This window comes from Azohydromonas caseinilytica (assembly GCF_012927045.1).
GTDB classification, from domain to species: Bacteria; Pseudomonadota; Gammaproteobacteria; order Burkholderiales; family Burkholderiaceae_C; genus Azohydromonas; species Azohydromonas caseinilytica.
In genome coordinates this window covers 299,787-316,228 of the sequence record NZ_JABBFW010000006.1, presented here as the reverse complement: position 1 = coordinate 316,228, position 16,442 = coordinate 299,787, and the positions used below count along the sequence as shown (strand labels likewise).

15 protein-coding genes and 1 pseudogene are annotated in these 16,442 nt (G+C 73.1%); 4 read left to right on the top strand and 12 right to left on the bottom strand.

The features are described 5' to 3' along the window. Positions 1–395 (top strand): annotated as a pseudogene (locus HHL10_RS11705) (hypothetical protein); the annotation flags it as partial. 7 nt (positions 396–402) lie between these two features. On the opposite strand, the gene HHL10_RS11700 reads toward HHL10_RS11705, so the two are convergent. From HHL10_RS11700 to HHL10_RS11680, 5 genes are all read right to left on the bottom strand, one after another. Further along, positions 403–1,497, bottom strand: coding sequence for an acyltransferase family protein (locus tag HHL10_RS11700; RefSeq protein ID WP_169160523.1), 1,095 nt, complete (start codon positions 1,495–1,497; stop codon positions 403–405). Between the two features lie 66 nt (positions 1,498–1,563). After that, positions 1,564–3,015 carry an oligosaccharide flippase family protein gene (locus tag HHL10_RS11695; RefSeq protein WP_169160522.1) on the bottom strand — a complete coding sequence of 484 codons (1,452 nt, stop codon included), beginning with the start codon at positions 3,013–3,015 and terminating at the stop codon, positions 1,564–1,566. Between the two features lie 54 nt (positions 3,016–3,069). After that, positions 3,070–3,993 carry a hydrolase 1, exosortase A system-associated gene (locus HHL10_RS11690; RefSeq protein WP_169160521.1) on the bottom strand — a complete coding sequence of 308 codons (924 nt, stop codon included), beginning with the start codon at positions 3,991–3,993 and terminating at the stop codon, positions 3,070–3,072. After that, complete coding sequence (locus HHL10_RS11685) at positions 3,990–4,793, bottom strand: hydrolase 2, exosortase A system-associated (protein ID WP_169160520.1); 804 nt, start codon at positions 4,791–4,793, stop codon at positions 3,990–3,992. Before HHL10_RS11685 ends, HHL10_RS11690 begins: the two co-directional genes overlap by 4 nt. A 79-nt stretch (positions 4,794–4,872) precedes the next feature. Beyond that, a complete protein-coding gene (locus tag HHL10_RS11680) occupies positions 4,873–5,133 on the bottom strand; it encodes an acyl carrier protein (protein ID WP_169160519.1) in 261 nt (86 codons plus the stop codon). Between the two features lie 338 nt (positions 5,134–5,471). On the opposite strand from HHL10_RS11680, the gene HHL10_RS11675 reads away from it, so the two are divergent. The 3 genes from HHL10_RS11675 to HHL10_RS11665 all read left to right on the top strand — a co-directional run bounded on the left by HHL10_RS11675 (position 5,472) and on the right by HHL10_RS11665 (position 10,694). Beyond that, positions 5,472–7,082: an acyl-CoA ligase (AMP-forming), exosortase A system-associated gene (locus HHL10_RS11675; protein WP_169160518.1), complete on the top strand. Its 1,611-nt coding sequence runs from the start codon at positions 5,472–5,474 to the stop codon at positions 7,080–7,082. 140 nt (positions 7,083–7,222) lie between these two features. Continuing rightward, a complete protein-coding gene (locus HHL10_RS11670; protein ID WP_205832994.1) occupies positions 7,223–8,452 on the top strand; it encodes a pyridoxal-dependent decarboxylase, exosortase A system-associated in 1,230 nt (409 codons plus the stop codon). A gap of 154 nt (positions 8,453–8,606) precedes the next feature. Further along, entirely contained in the window at positions 8,607–10,694 is a 2,088-nt protein-coding gene (locus HHL10_RS11665; protein ID WP_169160517.1) for a hypothetical protein, read from the top strand. Between the two features lie 303 nt (positions 10,695–10,997). On the opposite strand, the gene HHL10_RS11660 is transcribed toward HHL10_RS11665, so the two are convergent. The 7 genes from HHL10_RS11660 to HHL10_RS11630 form a co-directional block, all read right to left on the bottom strand. Further along, positions 10,998–11,207: a hypothetical protein gene (locus HHL10_RS11660; protein ID WP_169160516.1), complete on the bottom strand. Its 210-nt coding sequence runs from the start codon at positions 11,205–11,207 to the stop codon at positions 10,998–11,000. 212 nt (positions 11,208–11,419) lie between these two features. Then, complete coding sequence (locus HHL10_RS11655) at positions 11,420–12,535, bottom strand: nucleotidyltransferase domain-containing protein (protein WP_169160515.1); 1,116 nt, start codon at positions 12,533–12,535, stop codon at positions 11,420–11,422. After that, positions 12,532–13,449, bottom strand: coding sequence for an HprK-related kinase A (locus HHL10_RS11650; RefSeq protein ID WP_169160514.1), 918 nt, complete (start codon positions 13,447–13,449; stop codon positions 12,532–12,534). Before HHL10_RS11650 ends, HHL10_RS11655 begins: the two co-directional genes overlap by 4 nt. Then, a complete protein-coding gene (locus tag HHL10_RS11645; RefSeq protein WP_169160513.1) occupies positions 13,446–13,745 on the bottom strand; it encodes an HPr-rel-A system PqqD family peptide chaperone in 300 nt (99 codons plus the stop codon). The genes HHL10_RS11650 and HHL10_RS11645 overlap by 4 nt, the downstream gene beginning before the upstream one ends. A gap of 20 nt (positions 13,746–13,765) precedes the next feature. Continuing rightward, positions 13,766–14,275: a hypothetical protein gene (locus tag HHL10_RS11640; protein ID WP_169160512.1), complete on the bottom strand. Its 510-nt coding sequence runs from the start codon at positions 14,273–14,275 to the stop codon at positions 13,766–13,768. Positions 14,276–14,563: 288 nt separating this feature from the next. Further along, a complete protein-coding gene (locus HHL10_RS11635; protein ID WP_169160511.1) occupies positions 14,564–15,085 on the bottom strand; it encodes a hypothetical protein in 522 nt (173 codons plus the stop codon). 193 nt (positions 15,086–15,278) lie between these two features. Next, complete coding sequence (locus tag HHL10_RS11630; RefSeq protein ID WP_169160510.1) at positions 15,279–16,334, bottom strand: hypothetical protein; 1,056 nt, start codon at positions 16,332–16,334, stop codon at positions 15,279–15,281. Between the last annotated feature and the right edge of the window lie 108 nt (positions 16,335–16,442).

Below are 16,442 nucleotides of genomic sequence, written 5' to 3'. Positions count from 1 at the left end.
TGAAGTGGAAGTTCCGCGCCGTCACGGGCCGACTGGGCGGCGGCGGCCCGGGCGAGTTCCCCTACACGCACGGCGCCCAGTACAACCTGCCGTTCGCGAAGTCCAAGACCGCGGACTGGAAGAACGGTGCCGGCCCGTGGTTCGGCTCGTGGGGCGAGGTGGCGCGGGCCCTGGAACTGCCCACCGGGGCGCATCCCGGCGATCCGCTGGCCACGGGCTACCCCGAATCGCCCACGGGCTACTGGGGCAACCTCATGCCGGCGCTGTCCTACGCCGTGGACCAGGGCGCCGAGGGCGCCGCCGAGGCCTGGCGGCGCGTGAGCGCGGCGCGCAACTTCCCGGCGCTGGCGCGCCGCTTCGACGACCAGCCGGTGTGGGGCGTGGCGCCGCGCTGAGCGCCGCTCAGCCCTGCTTGGAGGCGGAAGCGACCCCTGTCGGCGGCACGGGCACCGCGGCCGGGGCGCGCGGCGCGGCGCGGGCAATGCGGCCGCCCGTCACCCATCCCAGGGCGCGCGGGCAGAGCCGGCTCAGCCCGCTGAACAGGAGATGGCAGAGCCCGACCGTCAGCGCGGGCGCCAGGAACCAGGCCAGTTCGAAAGGCACGAACGGCACCTTGCCCAGGACGGTGGCGATGGCCTTCAGCGGGAAGGCATGGAACAGGAAGATGAAGAAACTGGCCGCGGCCAGTTTCGGCGCCCAACGCTTCACGAAGGCGGAATTGGCCACCAGGCTGGTCGCGGGCCAAATCAGGAAGGGCGTGAATATCGTGAACCATTTCCGGTCCGCCACCCGGTTCACCAGCATGATGGCGCACAACAAGAACAGCAGAACCAGGCAAGGGCGGGCAAAACGGTCCAGGCGTTTGAGGTCCCATTGGCGCACGGCCGCCAGCGCGCCCAGCGCATAAGTCACCGGCATGTCGGGCCGGCCGACCAGGGGGCCATCAAAATCGAAAAAGAATATGACAAACCACAGCGCGAATCCCAAATAGGACGCGCGCGACAGCAGCAGCCGCAATACCGGCGTGAGCAGCAGCAGCACCAGGAGGTCGCGCAGGAAGTTCAGCGGATAGTCCCAGGGCGCACGTGTCAGCCCGAGCATGCCGTCCAGCGCCGTCCCCAGGTGGAACGGGTACACCTCGGACGGTGTGTGTGTAGCCACGGCGGCCACATACAAAAGGGCAAACGCGAAGGCGTTCCAGAACAGCATCGGAACGAAGATCGTCTTGCCCTTTTTGTTCAATATCTCGGTGTAGCTCCTGGTTTTTCCGGAAAACAACAGGTAGGCGGAAATGCAGGACAGGATGGGTACCGAGAGCCGGAACAGGACGCTCTGGAAAAACGTCCTGGTCCATTCGAAAGTGGTCGGGTGCGCTGCCAGCTCGGTGATGGGCACATAAGGCGGCGAGTGCAGCAGCACGATGCCGACGATCAGCACGTAGCGCAGCAGGTCGATGCGCAGCGATAAATCGTTGCCGGAAGACGTCGGGTATTTCATGGGCAGAGCATGCGGCTTGCTGAGGCGGTAAGTATTTTGGTCAGGCAAATGAAATAGGGCCGTATTTCATGATTTCTTCGCGCTGAGGCCTTTCCACAGGCCGAACAGCCGGCGCAGCTCGTCGAACAGCGGATGGCCGAACTGCGCGATGCCGGCCAGGAAGCCGGCGGCGGCACCGGCGCCGCCCAGCAGCAGCACTGTCCAGGTGTGCTCGGGGGCCCAGCCGTAGACCAGCACGGCCAGCAGCGGGCCGATGGACGCCGCCAGCGCCACCGCGGCGCTGCGGCGCAGCACCGCCGCCAGCTCCTTCCAGGCGAAGCCGACGACCTGCCGCGCCGAGCGCAGCCACCAGGCCGTGCCCAGGGCGGCGGACAGCAGCGCCGTGACCGCCACCGCCTGCAGCCCGAGGTACGCGCCCGCCAGCGCCAGCAGCATGGCGGCGGCGGCGCTGAGCATGCCCGCGCGCAGCACCTGGGCCGCCGCGCCCAGCCCGGTGAGCGCGGCCAGGCACAACGCCACGGGCGCGCTCACCGCCAGCGCCGCCGAGAGCCAGCTCACCAGCGGCGCCGAGGTGGTCCACTGCGCGCCGTACAGCACCCGGATCAGCGGCCCGGCCATGAGCGCCAGGAAGGCCGAGAAGGCCCAGCACAGCACCGTGATGTGGGCCATGCTCAGCAGGAAGGGCGCGCGCGCGTCCTGCGCCTCGCGCGAGCGCTTGGCGAAGTCGGTGGTGGCCACCTGGCTGGCCACGTCGAAGACCAGCCGGTGGAACAGCGACACCAGCCCGGCGGCGCGCGAGTAGAAGCCCGCGGCGGCGAGGCTTTGCAGGTTGCCCAGGAAGAACTCCGGCGCGCCCTTGCTCAGCGTGTCGGCCAGCGCCGACGTGGACACGCGCGCGCCGAAGGACAGCACGCGCGGCACCTCGCGCAGGCCCGGCATCCAGGGATGGCCCTTGGGGCGGAAGCACATCGCCACCAGCGCGTTGGCCACGGTGGCGGCGAGGTTGCCCCAGGCCAGGCTGATGGCGCCCCAGCCCTTCCAGGCCAGCCAGATCGCCACCACCGCGTTGGTGACGGTGTAGGCGAACTGCATCAGCGCCAGGGGCACGAAGCGCATCTCGCGCATCAGCCACACGTAGGTCACCGAGCCGAAGGGCGTGATCAGGAAGTTGCCCGCCAGCACGAACAGGATGTCGCGCACGCGCTCGTCCTTGTAGAAGTGCGCGGCCGGCACGGCCATGCCCGCCACCACCAGGCCCATCAGCACGCCCAGGCCCAGCTGCACCGCCCAGACCGCGCGCATGCGGTCCTCGGTCACTTCCTTTTCCTGCACCAGGTACTGGCCGGCGCCCATGCCGCGCATCATCGACATGACCGAGATCAGCACCATCGCCACCGAGAAGGCGCCGACCTCGCTGGGCGTGAGCAGCCGGGCCAGCACCATGGTCGAGACGATGGTGATGGACAGGCTCACGTAGCGGTCGATGCTGGTGATCAACAGCGATTTGCGGATCGACATGGGAATGGCGGGGAGGGCTGAAAGGACGGGAGGCGCGGCCGCGGCGGTACGGGCCTAGGGCTGCGGCACGGCCAGCGCGCGCGGCGGCGCCGGCGCGGCAGCGTCGGGCCCGGCCTGCGGCGCGGCCAGCGCGCTCACCCAGGACAAGGTGCGCTGCAGCAGCCACTGGCTGGCTTCGGTACCGGAGAAGGTGTGGTCGGCCGCGGGGCATTGCGCCTGTTCCAGCCCCGGATGCGCCAGGGCCTCGCGCCAGGCCGCGTCTTTGGCGGCGTGGTCCAGGAATTCCTTGGCGGTGTAGTCGTTGCCGCTGAGCAGCAGCAGCAGGGCGCCGTCGAAGCCCTGCCAGGCCTGGGCCATGCGCTGCTGGAACGACAGCGCCGCGCCGCGCGCCGCGCGCGGGCGGCCCAGCGCGCCGCGCAGGTTGCCCGCCAGGCCGCGCAGCGCCGCGGCACCGACGCCGCCGCGCAGCAGCTTGCGCCAGAACTCGCCCTGCAGCAGCCGCTGCGTGTAGTAGTGCTTGACGTGGGTGCGCGCCAGGCTCTGCGCCGAGCGCACCCAGGGATTGAGCAGGCACAGCCCGCGCACGCGCGCATCGCGCGTGGCGTGCAGGTACAGCAGCGCGGCGCTGGCGCCGTCGCACAGCCCCCACAGCAGCACGCGGCGCAGCTGCGGGCAGCGGGCCTGCAGCGCGTCGATGGCGGCGCCGATGTCGGGCGTGAGCTGCTCGAAGCCGGGAAAGTCGCCCTCGCTGTCGCCCATGCCGCGCAGGTCGAAGCGCAGCGCGGCGTGGCCGGCGCCGGCCAGCGCGCGCGACAGGCGCACGAACAGCCGGTGGCTGCCCGCGCGGTACTGCGGGCCGCCGGTGACGATCACCACGCCGGTGTCGACGGCGCCGACCTCGGGCAGGGCCAGCACGCCGATCAGCTGCCGGCCTTGGCAGTCGAACGCCAGGGCCTGCTCCTGCCAGGCGCCGTTCATTGGGGTACCTCGTCCAGCAGCGCCTGCAGCGAGGCCTGCAACAGCGCCGGCGCGGTTTCGGTTTCGGCCGTGACCCAGAACGCGGGGCCGGGCACGCGCTGCGCGAGCACGTTCCAGCCCGCGGCGCGCCAGGCGGTCAGCGTGGGGTGCGCCGCGGGCGCCACCTCGCCGGGCTCGGTGCCGCCGACCTCCAGCCACACCAGCCGCCCGGCCGGCGCAGGCGGCGCCAGCGTCGCGGCGTCCAGCCCGCGCGCCAGGGCCGGCGAGAGCACGTAGCCGGCGGCCTCCACCGGCGTGCCGGCGTCGAGCTGCGCGCGCAGCGACTTCATCAGGGTGGCGGCCTCGCCCTTGATGCACAGGGCCTGGGCCAGGCGCAGCCGCAGGAACTGCTGCAGCACGATGCGGCCGCTGGCCGGCGCTTGCCACAGCAGCAGCTGGGCGGGCGAGGGCAGCGCGCGCGCCACCTCGGCGGCCAGCAGCGCGCCGGCGCGCAGGCCCCACAGCCACAGCGGCGCCGCGCCGGGGCGCTGCTGCAGCCAGCGGCAGCCCTCCAGCGCGTCCTCGATCCAGCCCTGCCAGGAGGCCTCGGCGAACTCGCCGGCGCTGTCGCCGCAGCCGCGCAGGTCCGGCTGCAGCACCTCGCAACCCGCGGCGGCCAGCGCGCGCGCCTGCAGCGCGGCCATGCGCCGGCTGCGGTTCATCTCCTCGGCCAGCGGGTGCAGGTACAGCACCCGTGCCCGCGCCGCGCCGCCTTGGGGCGGGTGGTGCAGCCAGAAGCGCCGCTCCGGGCCGTGGCCCATGAAGCAGGGCCGTGCAGGCTCTGGGGGGAAGGAGGTCAAGGCGGCAGGGTGGGCCGGGTGGCGCAAGGGCAAGCGCGGCTCAGGCCGCGACGCTGCCCAGGCGCGCGGCGACGAAATCCGTCAGCGTGCCCACGGTGGCGAAGGTGGCGCCCTCGATGTCGTCGTCGGCCACCACCAGCCCGAAGCGCTCCTCCAGCCCGCCCAGCAGCGCCACCACGCCCATGGAATCGAGCTCGGGCAGGGCGCCCAGCAGCGGCGTGTCGCGGGTGAAGCCGGCGCTGCGCCCGTTCAGGCCGAGCAGCTCGTCGAGCAAGCCGAGCACTTGTTGTTCGGTGTCCATGCAAATGTCCTTCGACGCACGGCCCCGGGCGCCCGCGACGGGGGCCGAGGCCTGGAGTGGGAGTGGATCGCGCTCGGATTGGGCCGCCGCGGCAGGTGACTGCGGGCTGCGCAAGCGTTCCGTGGCGGCGCGGGCGCGGCACGGAAGCATTCGACATTCTATTTTGCATTGAGTCGGGCATATGAAAATCGGCCCGGCCGTTGGATACTTTCAAGTTTTTTTCTCGAAATGCTGGTGCCGCCGGCGCGTGAACGGGAGCCCGGCCGCGAGGCGCTGCGCGGAGCCCGGCACGCAGGCCCGGCACGGGCCGTCCCCTGCTGAAACGCGAAGTCTTGCGCATGCCCGATGCTGTCCTGTTGCCCGAATTGATCACCCGCGCCGCGCAGCGCGCGCCCGCCGCGCCGGCCCTGAGCTGCGGCGGCCAGGTGCTGGACTACGCCACGCTGCACGCCCAGGTGCAGGGCTTTGCCGCCGGGGTGCTGGCACTGGGCCTGCGGCGCGGCGAGCGCGTGGGCATCTGGCTGGAAAAGCGCTTCGAGACCGTGGTGGCGAGCTTCGGCGCGCCGGCGGCCGGCGGCGTGTTCGTGCCGCTGAACCCGCTGCTCAAGCCCGCGCAGGTGAGCTTCATCCTGGCCGACTGCAACGTGCGCGTGCTGGTGACCTCGCCGCAGCGGCTGCCGCTGCTGCTGCAGGCGCTGGCGGACTGCCCGGACCTGCGCCACGTCGTGCTCACCGGCGCCGTGCCGCCCGGCCTGGCGCTGCCGCCAGGCCTGACGCTCACCTCCTGGGACGCGCTGCTGCAGGCGAGTGCGCGCGCCGGCCACCGCGTCATCGACGCCGACATGGCCGCCATCCTCTACACCTCCGGCAGCACCGGCCGGCCCAAGGGCGTGGTGCTGTCGCACCGCAACCTGGTTGCCGGCGCGGCCAGCGTGGCCTCCTACCTGGACAACGGCCCGCACGACACGCTGCTGGCGGCGCTGCCGCTGTCCTTCGACGCCGGCTTCAGCCAGCTCACCACCGCCTTCCATGCCGGCGCGCGCGTGGAGCTGCTGAACTGGCTGCTGCCGCGCGACGTGCTCAAGTGCATGGCGCGCGAGCGCGTGACGGGCCTGACCGCCGTGCCGCCCCTCTACATCCAGCTCGCGGCGCTGGAGTGGCCCCAAGCCCTCGGCGCGCACCTGCGCTACTTCGCCAACACCGGCGGGCGCATGCCGCGCGAGACGCTGGCGCTGCTGCGCCAGCGGGTGCCGCATGCGAAGCCGTTCCTGATGTACGGGCTGACCGAGGCCTTCCGCTCCACCTACCTGCCGCCGGAGGAGGTGGAGCGCCGCCCCGACTCCATCGGCAAGGCCATTCCCAATGCCGAGATCCTGGTGCTGCGCGAGGACGGCAGCGAGTGCGCGCCGGGCGAGCCGGGCGAGCTGGTGCACCGCGGCGCGCTGGTCGGCCTGGGCTACTGGAACGACCCGGCCAAGACCGCCGAGCGCTACCGGCCGCTGCCCGCGGGCGTGGCGGGGCGCGAGGGCGGGCTGCCGCTGCCCGAAGTCGCCGTGTTCTCCGGCGACACGGTCACGCGCGACGCCGAGGGCTTCCTGTACTTCGTGGGCCGGCGCGACGAGATGATCAAGACCTCCGGCTACCGCGTCAGCCCGACCGAGGTGGAGGAGCTGCTCTACGCCACGCGCCGCGTGGGCGAGTGCGCCGCCTTCGGCGTGCCGCACCCGGTGCTGGGGCAGGCCATCCGCGTCATCGCCACCGCGGCGCCGGGCGCCGAGGGCGTGGACGTGGCGGCGCTGCTGGCCGAATGCCGGCAGCGCATGCCGGCGTACATGGTGCCCGCGGGCATCGACATCGTCCCCGCGCCGCTGCCGCGCAACGCCAACGGCAAGATCGACCGCAAGGCGCTGGCCACGGGCTGGGCGCAGCGGCAGGAGCAAGAGGGCTGATCCGCCGGGCCAGCCGATACGCACCACAAACCGTTCGCCCTGAGGTATCGAAGGGCGAATCCGACAGGCTGCAGCGCCCGCTCGTACTTCGATACCTCAGCACGAACGGGCTTTCGAGGTTCGAGAGCCTCATAAGAACCATGAAAACCCCCGTCCACGCCCCCATGTCGCAGTTCGCCCACCGTGACGGCGAGCTGCTGGTCAACGGCTGGCCGCTGCGCCGGCTGGCCGAGCGGGTGGGCCGCACCCCGTTCTATGCCTACGACCGCGGCCTGCTGCGCGCGCGCGCGGCCGAGCTGCGCGCGGCGCTGCCCGCGGCGGTGAAGCTGCACTACGCCATGAAGGCCAACCCCATGCCGGCGCTGGTGGCGCTGATGGCGCAGCTGGTGGACGGGATCGACGTGGCCTCCGCCGGCGAGCTGCAGGTGGCGCTGGACGCCGGCGCCGACCCGCGCGAGATCAGCTTCGCCGGCCCCGGCAAGCGCGAGGCCGAGCTGCGCCAGGCCGTGGCCGCGGGCGTGCTGGTCAACGTGGAGTCCGCGCGCGAGCTTCGACAGCTGGCCGGCATCACTCAGGCCCTGGGCCTGCCCGCGCGCGTGGCCGTGCGCGTCAACCCCGACTTCGAGTTGAAGGGCTCGGGGATGCGCATGGGCGGCGGTGCGAAACCCTTCGGCATCGACGCCGAGGTGGTGCCGGCGCTGCTGCGCGAGCTGCGCCCCGAGGGCTTGGCCTTCGAAGGTTTCCACCTCTTCGCCGGCTCGCAGAACCTCAAGGCCGAGGCCATCTGCGAGGCGCAGCGCCTGTCGTACGAGCTGGCGCTGCGGCTGGCGGAGCATGCGCCCGCGCCGGTGCGCAGCCTGAACCTGGGCGGCGGCTTCGGCATCCCGTACTTCCCCGGCGAGCAGCGGCTGGACATCGGCCCCATCGCCGACAACCTGCGGGCGCTGGCCGAGCGCGCGGCGCGCGAGCTGCCGCAGGCGGCGCTGGTGCTGGAGCTGGGCCGCTACCTGGTGGGCGAGGCCGGCATCTACGTGGCGCGGGTGCTGGAGCGCAAGGTCTCGCGCGGGCAGGTGTTCCTGGTCACCGACGGCGGGCTGCACCACCACCTGTCGGCCTCGGGCAACTTCGGTCAGGTGCTGCGCAAGAACTACCCGGTGGCCATCGGCACGCGCATGGACGCCCCGGCCACGGACAGCGTCTCGGTGGTGGGCCCGCTGTGCACGCCGCTGGACCTGCTGGCCGAGCGCATGGCGCTGCCCGAGGCGGGCGAAGGCGACCTGGTGGTGGTGTTCCAGTCCGGCGCCTACGGCGCCACGGCCAGCCCGCAGGGCTTCCTGGGGCATCCGGAATGCGTGGAGGTGCTGGTCTGAGGCGGCACGCGGGATTGTCAACATGGGGGCAACGATTTCCTCAATGTAGGGCCGAGATGCGGGTTCATGGCGAGCCTTCAGGAAACAATTCGGACGCAGCCTTCACCGTCGGTGGCTTGAGGCGTTCCCCGGCCCTCAGCGTCCTCATTCCGGCATGACGCCACCTTCGTCCTTGGCCGCCGGGCGCCATGACGGGCCGGCCGCCGGCCGGCCCGCGACGGCGCGCGCCCTTGCCGCCGCGCTGTCCCTCGCCAGCGCCGGCGCGGGCCTGTTCATCGCTGCCCACCATCCGTTGAGCCCCTGGGCCGCCTGCGTCCTGTTCGGGGCCTGGGCGGCGCTGAGCTGGCGCTTTCCGACCGCCTGGCTGGCGCTGCTGCCGGCGCTGCTGCCGGTGGCGAGCCTGGCGCCCTGGACCGGCTGGGTCGCGCTGGACGAGTTCGACCTGCTGGTGCTGGCCACGGCTGCCGGGGTGCATGCGCGGCGCGCGCGGATGGCCCCGGCCGGGGCCGCGCCGCTGCCGGCCGGCGTGCGCCGGGCCGCCTGGGCGCTGGCGGCGTGGACGCTGCTGGGCCTGCTGCGCGGCGCCTGGGATGCGGGCGGCCTGCCGGGCTGGTTCGATGCCTACCTGCAGCCGCTCAATGCGTGGCGCCTGGCCAAGCCGGCACTGTGGGCGCTGCTGCTGCTGCCCGCGCTGCACGAGGCGCTGCAGGCCGAGCCGCAGGGCGCGCTGCGACGGCTGCGGCTGGGCGTGCTGGGCGGGGTGGCGCTGTTCGTGGGCGCGGTGCTGTGGGAGCGCGCCAGCCACGCCGGCCTGATGGAGTTCAGCAGCAGCTACCGCACCACGGCGCTGTTCTGGGAGATGCACGTGGGCGGCGCGGCCATCGACGCCTACGTGGCGCTGGTCATGCCCTTCTGTGCCTGGGCGCTGTGGCGGCTGCGCCGGCCGGCGCCGTGGGGCATCGCGGCGCTGCTGGCCGCGGGCACCATCTACGCGGCGCTCACCACCTTCTCGCGCGGCGTGTACGGCGCCGTGGCCCTGCCGCTGCTGCTGCCGCTGGCCTGGCTGAGCCTGTGGCGCGCCGAGCCCGGCCGGCGCCGCGGCCTGCTGCAGGCGGGCGTGCTCATGGCGGGGGCGGTGCTGGGGCTGGTCTGGGCGGTGGAGGCTCTCGACGTCACGGGCGTGGCGCTGCTGCTGGGGCTGTGGATGCTGATGGCGCTGGCGGTGTGGCGCTTCACGCGCATCCGCTGGCGTGCCGCCGCGGGCCTGACGCTGGCCGTGGTGCTGCTGGCCGAGGTGGTGATGGTGCTGGGCGGCGGCAGCTTCATGCGCGAGCGCATGAATGCCAGCGGCATGGACCTGAAGGCGCGCATCGCCCACTGGGAGCGCGGGCTGGCGCTGCTGCGCACCCCCGCCGACACGCTGCTGGGCCTGGGGTTGGGCCGCCTGCCCGCGCACTACGTGCGCCCGCCGCAGCATCCGGCCTTCTCCGGCGGCGTGGCGCTGACGGACGAGGGCGTGCGGCTGGAGGCGCGCAGTCCGGGGCGGCGCAGCGACGGCGCCTACGGGCTGACGCAGCGCGTGGCCTCGCATCCCGGGCCGCACCGCATCGAGCTGCGCGTGCGCGCCATCAACGACCGGCCGGCCTGGCTGCTGGTGAAGCTGTGCGAGTCGCACCTGCTCTACGACAACCGCTGCCAGTGGGGGCAGCTGCGGGTGCGGCCGTCGGAGGAAGCGGTGTGGATGGAGCTGCCCCTGGGCGGGCCGCTGCTGCAGGAGCGCCCCCTGCCGCGCGCCCATGTGCTGATGCTGTCGGCGCGCAGCGGCACGGTGCAGGTCGAGGCGGTGCGGCTGTACGCGGGCGGCGCGCAGCTGCTGCGCAACGGCGACTTCACGGCCGGCCTGGCGCGCTGGTGGCCCGTGGCGCAGGGCTACTACCTGCCCTGGCACATCGACAACCTGTACCTGGAGCTGCTGATCGAGCGCGGCGTGCCGGGACTGGCGCTGTTCCTGGGGCTGGCCGCTGCGGCGCTGTGGCGGCTGGGGCGCCGCGTGCGCGGCCGTGGCCTGGACGCCGAGGCCGCCGTGTTCCTGGCGGCCTCGCTGTGCGGCGCGCTGCTGGTGGGCCTGATCAGCGGCGTGATGGACATGCCGCGCGTGGCCTGGCTGCTGTGGTCGCTGCTGTGGACGACGCTGTTGCTGCCGCGAGCCGCAGTCCCGGATGGGCCGACGCCGCGGGCTTGAGCCTCCGTCAGGCCGGTGGCCCGGGATTGTCCAGAAAAGCTGAAAAATCTCCCCACTCGGTGGGAGTTTTGTCCAGCTTTTCTGACCAATCCGGACCAGCGAGCAAGAAAGAGGGCGGCAGCCGGAGCTGCGCGGGACGGGAATAGCGGCAAAGGGGAGGAGGAGTAGTCACCCGGCCCGCGAGTCGCCCTGAAAGGGGTTCAAGCGCTGGCGCCATCCTCGGCGAGCGCCTTTGCCGGCATGTTGCTGGCGGAAGGTTAGGCGAGGCTTAGGGCGGCGCGGTGGGCCCGGATCTTCGCTGGCTCAGCCTCGGGGCACCGTGCCGCCGCGCCGGGCGCCGCTGCCGGCATGGGGCGGGGCGCCGCCGCGGTCGTCGCTCCAGGGCTCCCGCGCCTCGGGCTCCTCCGGCTCGTCGGCACCGGCGCGGCGGGACACCGCGGCCAGGGCGCCCAGCGCCAGGCCCAACGCGCCGCCGATCCAGAACGCCAGCAGCAACCACCACCACGACACCATGGCCCGCCTCCCGGGTGCGCCGTACTGCCGCAACGCCGGCCGGATGCCGCCACCCGAGCCGGGCTGCGCAGGCGCCCGCCGCATTCGGCGCACAACCCTGATGTTCGGGGGCAGCCGGAAGGCCCCGGTTACCGGATGTGCCCCGGCGCCGGCCCGGGCCGTGGGGCAGATGTGCCGGGGGACGGAGCGTGCCCGGGACGGCGCCGGAACCGCTAGCGCCCGGCTGCTGCCGGCCGCTCCCGCCACAGCAGCCGGGTCTTGGTCCAGGCATGGCGCAGCAGCATTCCCGGGGGCATGCGCAGGGCGTGGGCGCGCAGGTAGAGCAGGAAGAGGGCGGCGCCGGTGAGAGGCAGCCGGGTGTCGGGATGCGGGCAGCGCAGCGCACGCGCCCACAGCGCATCCATCAGCGGCTGCAGCGCCGGGCCCGGGGCGGCCTGCGCGGCGCCGCGCAGCGTCGCCTCCGGCACCGGCGTGTCCAGCAGGCGCCGGGCGGCGCGCAGGCCGTAGTGCAGCTCGCGGGCCAGGTCCAGCTCGCGCGCGCGCGCCAGCAGCGCCGGCCAGAAATCCCCTTCGGCGCCGAAGTGGCGCAGCAGGCTGTCGATGTCCGAGAGGTCACGCAGCCCGTGGCTGAACTCCTCGTTGCGTAGCAGGTGCGTCATGGCGTGCAGCACCATGTCGGCCGGAGCCAGCACCCGCACGCCCGCCAGCGCGGTGGGCCGCGCAGCGGCCAGCAGCTTGGCGGTGTCGGGATGCCGGCGCGCGGTGCGCGGCAGCAGGGCGTGGTGCACGTCCACCGTGGTGAAGCGGCGCTGGTGCGTCATGGGCGGCAGCTCGTGCATCCAGGCGCGGTAGTAGTGCTGGTCGTAGGCGCTGATGTCGGGGTCCAGCCGCCAGCCGTGCGCCTGGAGCTGGAACTCGACCTCGGCCAGCCGCGCCAGCGGCACCAGCACGTCGGTGTCCGAGAACAGCCGCCCTTGCGCCGCCGGCAATTCGGCCAGCACGTAGGCCGCGCCCTTGAGCAGCACCAGCGGCAGCGACAGCGGCGCCAGCGCGCGACGCAGGTGCCGGGCCTCGCGGCGGATCTCCTCGTGCTGGGCCCGCGCCAGCAGCAGCGCGGCTTCCAGGTGCGCGCGCGGCGCCTCGGGCACCGCTTCCAGCAGCCCCCGCGCCTGCAGCCGCTGCGCCAGGCGCCCGTGCAGCCCGGCACTGCGGGCCTGGCGCAGCAGCAGCTCCCAGCGCGGCAGCGGCAGTGCCGGCAGGGCCCCGGGCTGCGCCAGCGCCCAGGGCAACAGCCCGGCGTCGGGCACGAAGCGAGGCACCTCGTTCATGCCGCGCGCGCCTCGGCAGCCAGGGCATCGAACACCGCCACGGCCTCCTCCAGCCGGGCATAGCTGAAGCGGTGGCAGCCGCTGCGGTCCACCAGCTCCGACAGCGCGTCGAAACCGGCCAAGCCGTGGACGTTGTAGTTGAAGGCGTTCTCGATGAGCTGCATCAGCGCCTGCGCCTTGGGCAGCGGCTGCAGCTGCGCCGGCTGCCCGGCCGCGTAGCGCGGCAGCACGATCCAGCCCGGGCGCGCGGGCTCGCCGGCGCGCGCCACGCCCTCGGCCGGCGGCGCCATGTGCACCACGGTGCCCTTGCTGGTCTCGTGCACCGGCGGGCCGAAGCGGGCCGCGGGCGCGAAGCGGCGGATGACGTCGATGGAGGCGTTCTTGAGGCTCACCGGGCGCGGCAGCGGGTGGATCAGCCCGGTGGCGGGGTCGATGAGCGCGAGCTCGTCCGACAGCAGCCGCCAGCCGCTCAGGGCCAGCGCCGCGCACAGCGTGCTCTTGCCCGAGCCCGACGGCGCGGGCAGCACCAGCGCGCGGCCCCCGCGTTCCAGCACTGCCGCGTGCAGCGTGAGGAAGCGGTGGTACAGCCCGGTGATGCACCAGTTCAGGCCCCATTCCAAGATCGGGAAGCCCTGGTCGCCGGGCAGCGGCGTGAAGGGCGACTCGCCGTCGAGCTTGAACACCACCTGCGGCCGCCACCAGCGCCGCGGGCCGGCGGGGCGCTCGACGCTGACGTGGAAGTCGGCGAAAGCCTTGTCCTCCACCGCGTGCGCGGCGTAGTGCAGCTCGATGCCGCGCGCCACCGCCTCCAGCGGCGAGCGGATGCAGTTGAGCACCGGCCCGGTACGCAGCCGCAGGCCCGGGCCGCGCAGCCGCCGGCGCAGCGCGCGCGCGTCCAGCGCATCGACTCTCATGGGGCTGAAGGGGGTACTTCGTTCACCAGGTCCAGCTTGGCCAGGCCCTGCAGCACGGCGCGCAGCGCGCGCACGTCATCGTCCAGGGGCGGGGCGCCGTCCTCGCCCGGCAGGAGCTGCCGGGCCAGCGCCGCGGCATCCTGGGGCTCGGGGCTGTCCAGCAGCGCCAGCAGCACCTCGGCGGCGGCGGGAGAGAGCAGGTGCGTATTGCCCGAGGCGGTGTCGTAGACCGCCATCTCCTCGTCCCAGCGGCGCCAGTGCAGCGTGCCCGCGGGCACGGCATAGCGCGTGTGCATCGTGGGGGAAAAGGGCCGGATTACTGCTTCCAGGTGGTGGCCAGCCAGTCCAGCGTGCCGCTTTCGGTCAGGGGCGGGAGCTGCAGGTCCATGGGCCGGTAGAAGCCGCCGTTGTTGCGGATGTTGACCCAGACCTCCTTGACGGCGTCGCCGTCCTCGAAGGGCCGGGGCATGCCGCCGCGGTAGGCGCTGAGCCACACCGCCGCCACATGCGCTTCCAGCGAGGCGGGCTGCTGCAGGATCTCCAGCAGCGTGGCCTCGGCGGGGAAGCCCGAAAGCGGCTCGCTGCCGAGCTTCTCGGCGAAGGTGGCGGTCTGGCGGTCCACGCCCATGGGCCAGCTGGTGTTGTAGGCCCAGTCGGTGGGCGACAGCCCGCTGCACAGCGACGAGTCCATGCCCTTGGGCTGCCGGCTGGCGAAGGTGGCGGCGGAGACGAAGCTCGACGCCGTGACGCACATGCCCGCCGACACCGGCGCACTGGTGAGGGTCAGCACCACCGGGGCGGCCACGCCCAGGCTCCGGCGCAGCATGCGACGCCGCGATTCCAGGCTGCGGACGGCGTCCGAGCCTCCCGGCAGCGTCTCAGGCGCACTCCTGTGCTGGTCCATAACCTTCCCTTTGTCTGGCATTGTTCGCAACAAAAAGTGTAAATGCAGAAACGACCGATGCGCCGCCGGCCTTCTTGCGGCGCATCAGCTCCATGAGATTGACAGGCCCGTCCGGCCCCTTGCCCCGGCCCGGCAGCGGGTGCGGCGCGGCCGTGTGGCGGCCGCGCGGTGGTTGCGGAAGTGGAGGCCGGAAGCCGGAAGCCGGAGTATCTACGGCTTCCAGGTCAGGGCCAGCCAGTCGAGTGTGCCTTCCGGGGTCATGGCGGCCTGCTGAGCGTAGAGATAGCCGCTGCGGTAGTAGCCGCCGTTGGCGCGGATGTTGGCCCACAGGCCCAGCACGTTGGTGGGCGAGTCGAACGGTGCGGTCATGCCGCCGCGGTGGGCATTGAGCAGCGCGGCCGTGACATGGGCCTCCACCGAGTCGGACACCTCCAGCACTTCCAGCAGCGTGGTGTTCTCGTCGAAGCCGGGCGTCAGGGGCCTGCTGCCGAATTCCTGCTGGAAGGGGGTCTCGCTCTTGACGCCGCCGGGCCAGTACGCGGGGTTGCTGCCCCACTCGTCGGGCGAGGCGCCGGTGCAGCTGGCCGAGCCGGTCGGCGAGACCGGCTGGCGGCTGGCGAAGGTGGCGGCGGAGATGAAGGCGGAAGCGCTCAGGCACTGGCCGGCCGCCACCGGCACGCTGGTGAGCGTCAGCACCACCGGGGCCGACATGCCCAGGCTGCGGCGCAGCATGCGGCGGCGTGATTCGACGCTGCCGCGAATGGCGTCCGGGCCATGCTGAACCGTGTTTTTTCTTGCGCTTCCTTGGTCCATGCCAACCCTGCTGTTGCTCGAGAGTGCAGGGAAAAGTCTACGGGGCGGGTCCTGGTGGACATGCCGACCCAGGGTCGGGAAGCGTGATTTCCGGACGGCGCGCGGTGCTTTCTCAACCACCGGCGGCGCGCTGGGGGGCGCGGCGCCGCGCCGGCGCGGCGTAGCCCGGGCGCTCCGGTGTCCAGCCCTCGGCCGTGGGCTCCTCGGCCTGCGCCAGCCAGCCCTGCGGCGCCAGGCCGCGCGCCACCATGCGCCCGATCAGCGTCTGGCTGGCGTCGGCGTCCAGCCGCAGCACCAGGCGCTGCCAGCGGCGGTTGAGCGCCTCGTGCGACCAGGCGTCCTCCAGCGCCCAGCGGGTGCGCAGCGGGTCGTCGCGCACCTGCGCCGCCAGCAGGCGCGGAATGAGGGTGTGGATAAACAGGTTGTAGTCCTGGCGCAGCCCCAGCGCCTGGAACAGCGCCTCGATGCGCGACAGCCGCGGCGACCACTGCGGATGCGCCAGCTGCAGCGTCAGCAGCGCCTGCAGCCCCTGCACCGGGTTGGCCAGGCGCAGCCGCGGCGGCGGCAGCAGGTGCAGCGGCAGGCGCGCCGCCTCCTCGTGCGGCAGCGGCGTGACGAAGGACAGCAGCGTGGCCAGGCGCGCCCACTGCGCGGCGGTGAGCCCGTCCAGGCTGGCCAGGCCGCCGCGCGCCAGGCGCTGCTGCTGCGCCTGCACCTGCGGCAGGTCACGCGCGGCAGCCCGGGCCTGGCTGGCGGCGGCGCTCAGCATCACCAGGTTGCCGGCAGTGCAGCCCGCGGTGTCGAGCAGCTGGGCCACGCTCGCGTCGGTGGGGCGCTCCAGGCCCTGGGTCAGCGGCTCGCGGGTGACGGGGCAGTGGCCGACCTCGATCTGGCGCAGGAACTGCGGCGTGACCTGGCGCAGCTCGAAGTCGCTGCCGCGCTCCCAGGCCTGCAGGCGCAGCCGCAGCCAGTCGCGCACCGAGGGCGTGGCCGCGCGCGTGCGCCGGCCGAAGCGCGCCTGCCCCGCCTCCCAGCCCTGGCGCAGGGCGCTGCCGGGGCCCAGCCAGGCCGGCGGCGGTGCCAGGGCGTGGCGCGCGTGCTCCCAGCCGATGTCGAAGCCCACCGGGTCCTGCACCGGCGTGTCGAATTCAAGCCTCCCCTGGGTCATGTCGCGGCTCCTGGATAACTGTGTTCAGTTCCTGTGGATTCATACAGTATGCGCCTGATCTGGCTCACCCGGTGAGCCTGTGGACAATCCCTTGGGGATAATCCGCAA

Coding starts and splice junctions, on each gene's coding strand:
- HHL10_RS11700 (WP_169160523.1), bottom strand. CDS start 1,497: ATGAAATACCCGACGTCTTCCGGCAACGATTTATCGCTGCGCATCGAC.
- HHL10_RS11695 (WP_169160522.1), bottom strand. CDS start 3,015: ATGTCGATCCGCAAATCGCTGTTGATCACCAGCATCGACCGCTACGTG.
- HHL10_RS11690 (WP_169160521.1), bottom strand. CDS start 3,993: ATGAACGGCGCCTGGCAGGAGCAGGCCCTGGCGTTCGACTGCCAAGGC.
- HHL10_RS11685 (WP_169160520.1), bottom strand. CDS start 4,793: ATGGGCCACGGCCCGGAGCGGCGCTTCTGGCTGCACCACCCGCCCCAA.
- HHL10_RS11680 (WP_169160519.1), bottom strand. CDS start 5,133: ATGGACACCGAACAACAAGTGCTCGGCTTGCTCGACGAGCTGCTCGGC.
- HHL10_RS11675 (WP_169160518.1), top strand. CDS start 5,472: ATGCCCGATGCTGTCCTGTTGCCCGAATTGATCACCCGCGCCGCGCAG.
- HHL10_RS11670 (WP_205832994.1), top strand. CDS start 7,223: ATGAAAACCCCCGTCCACGCCCCCATGTCGCAGTTCGCCCACCGTGAC.
- HHL10_RS11665 (WP_169160517.1), top strand. CDS start 8,607: ATGACGCCACCTTCGTCCTTGGCCGCCGGGCGCCATGACGGGCCGGCC.
- HHL10_RS11660 (WP_169160516.1), bottom strand. CDS start 11,207: ATGGTGTCGTGGTGGTGGTTGCTGCTGGCGTTCTGGATCGGCGGCGCG.
- HHL10_RS11655 (WP_169160515.1), bottom strand. CDS start 12,535: ATGAACGAGGTGCCTCGCTTCGTGCCCGACGCCGGGCTGTTGCCCTGG.
- HHL10_RS11650 (WP_169160514.1), bottom strand. CDS start 13,449: ATGAGAGTCGATGCGCTGGACGCGCGCGCGCTGCGCCGGCGGCTGCGC.
- HHL10_RS11645 (WP_169160513.1), bottom strand. CDS start 13,745: ATGCACACGCGCTATGCCGTGCCCGCGGGCACGCTGCACTGGCGCCGC.
- HHL10_RS11640 (WP_169160512.1), bottom strand. CDS start 14,275: ATGCTGCGCCGGAGCCTGGGCGTGGCCGCCCCGGTGGTGCTGACCCTC.
- HHL10_RS11635 (WP_169160511.1), bottom strand. CDS start 15,085: ATGCTGCGCCGCAGCCTGGGCATGTCGGCCCCGGTGGTGCTGACGCTC.
- HHL10_RS11630 (WP_169160510.1), bottom strand. CDS start 16,334: ATGACCCAGGGGAGGCTTGAATTCGACACGCCGGTGCAGGACCCGGTG.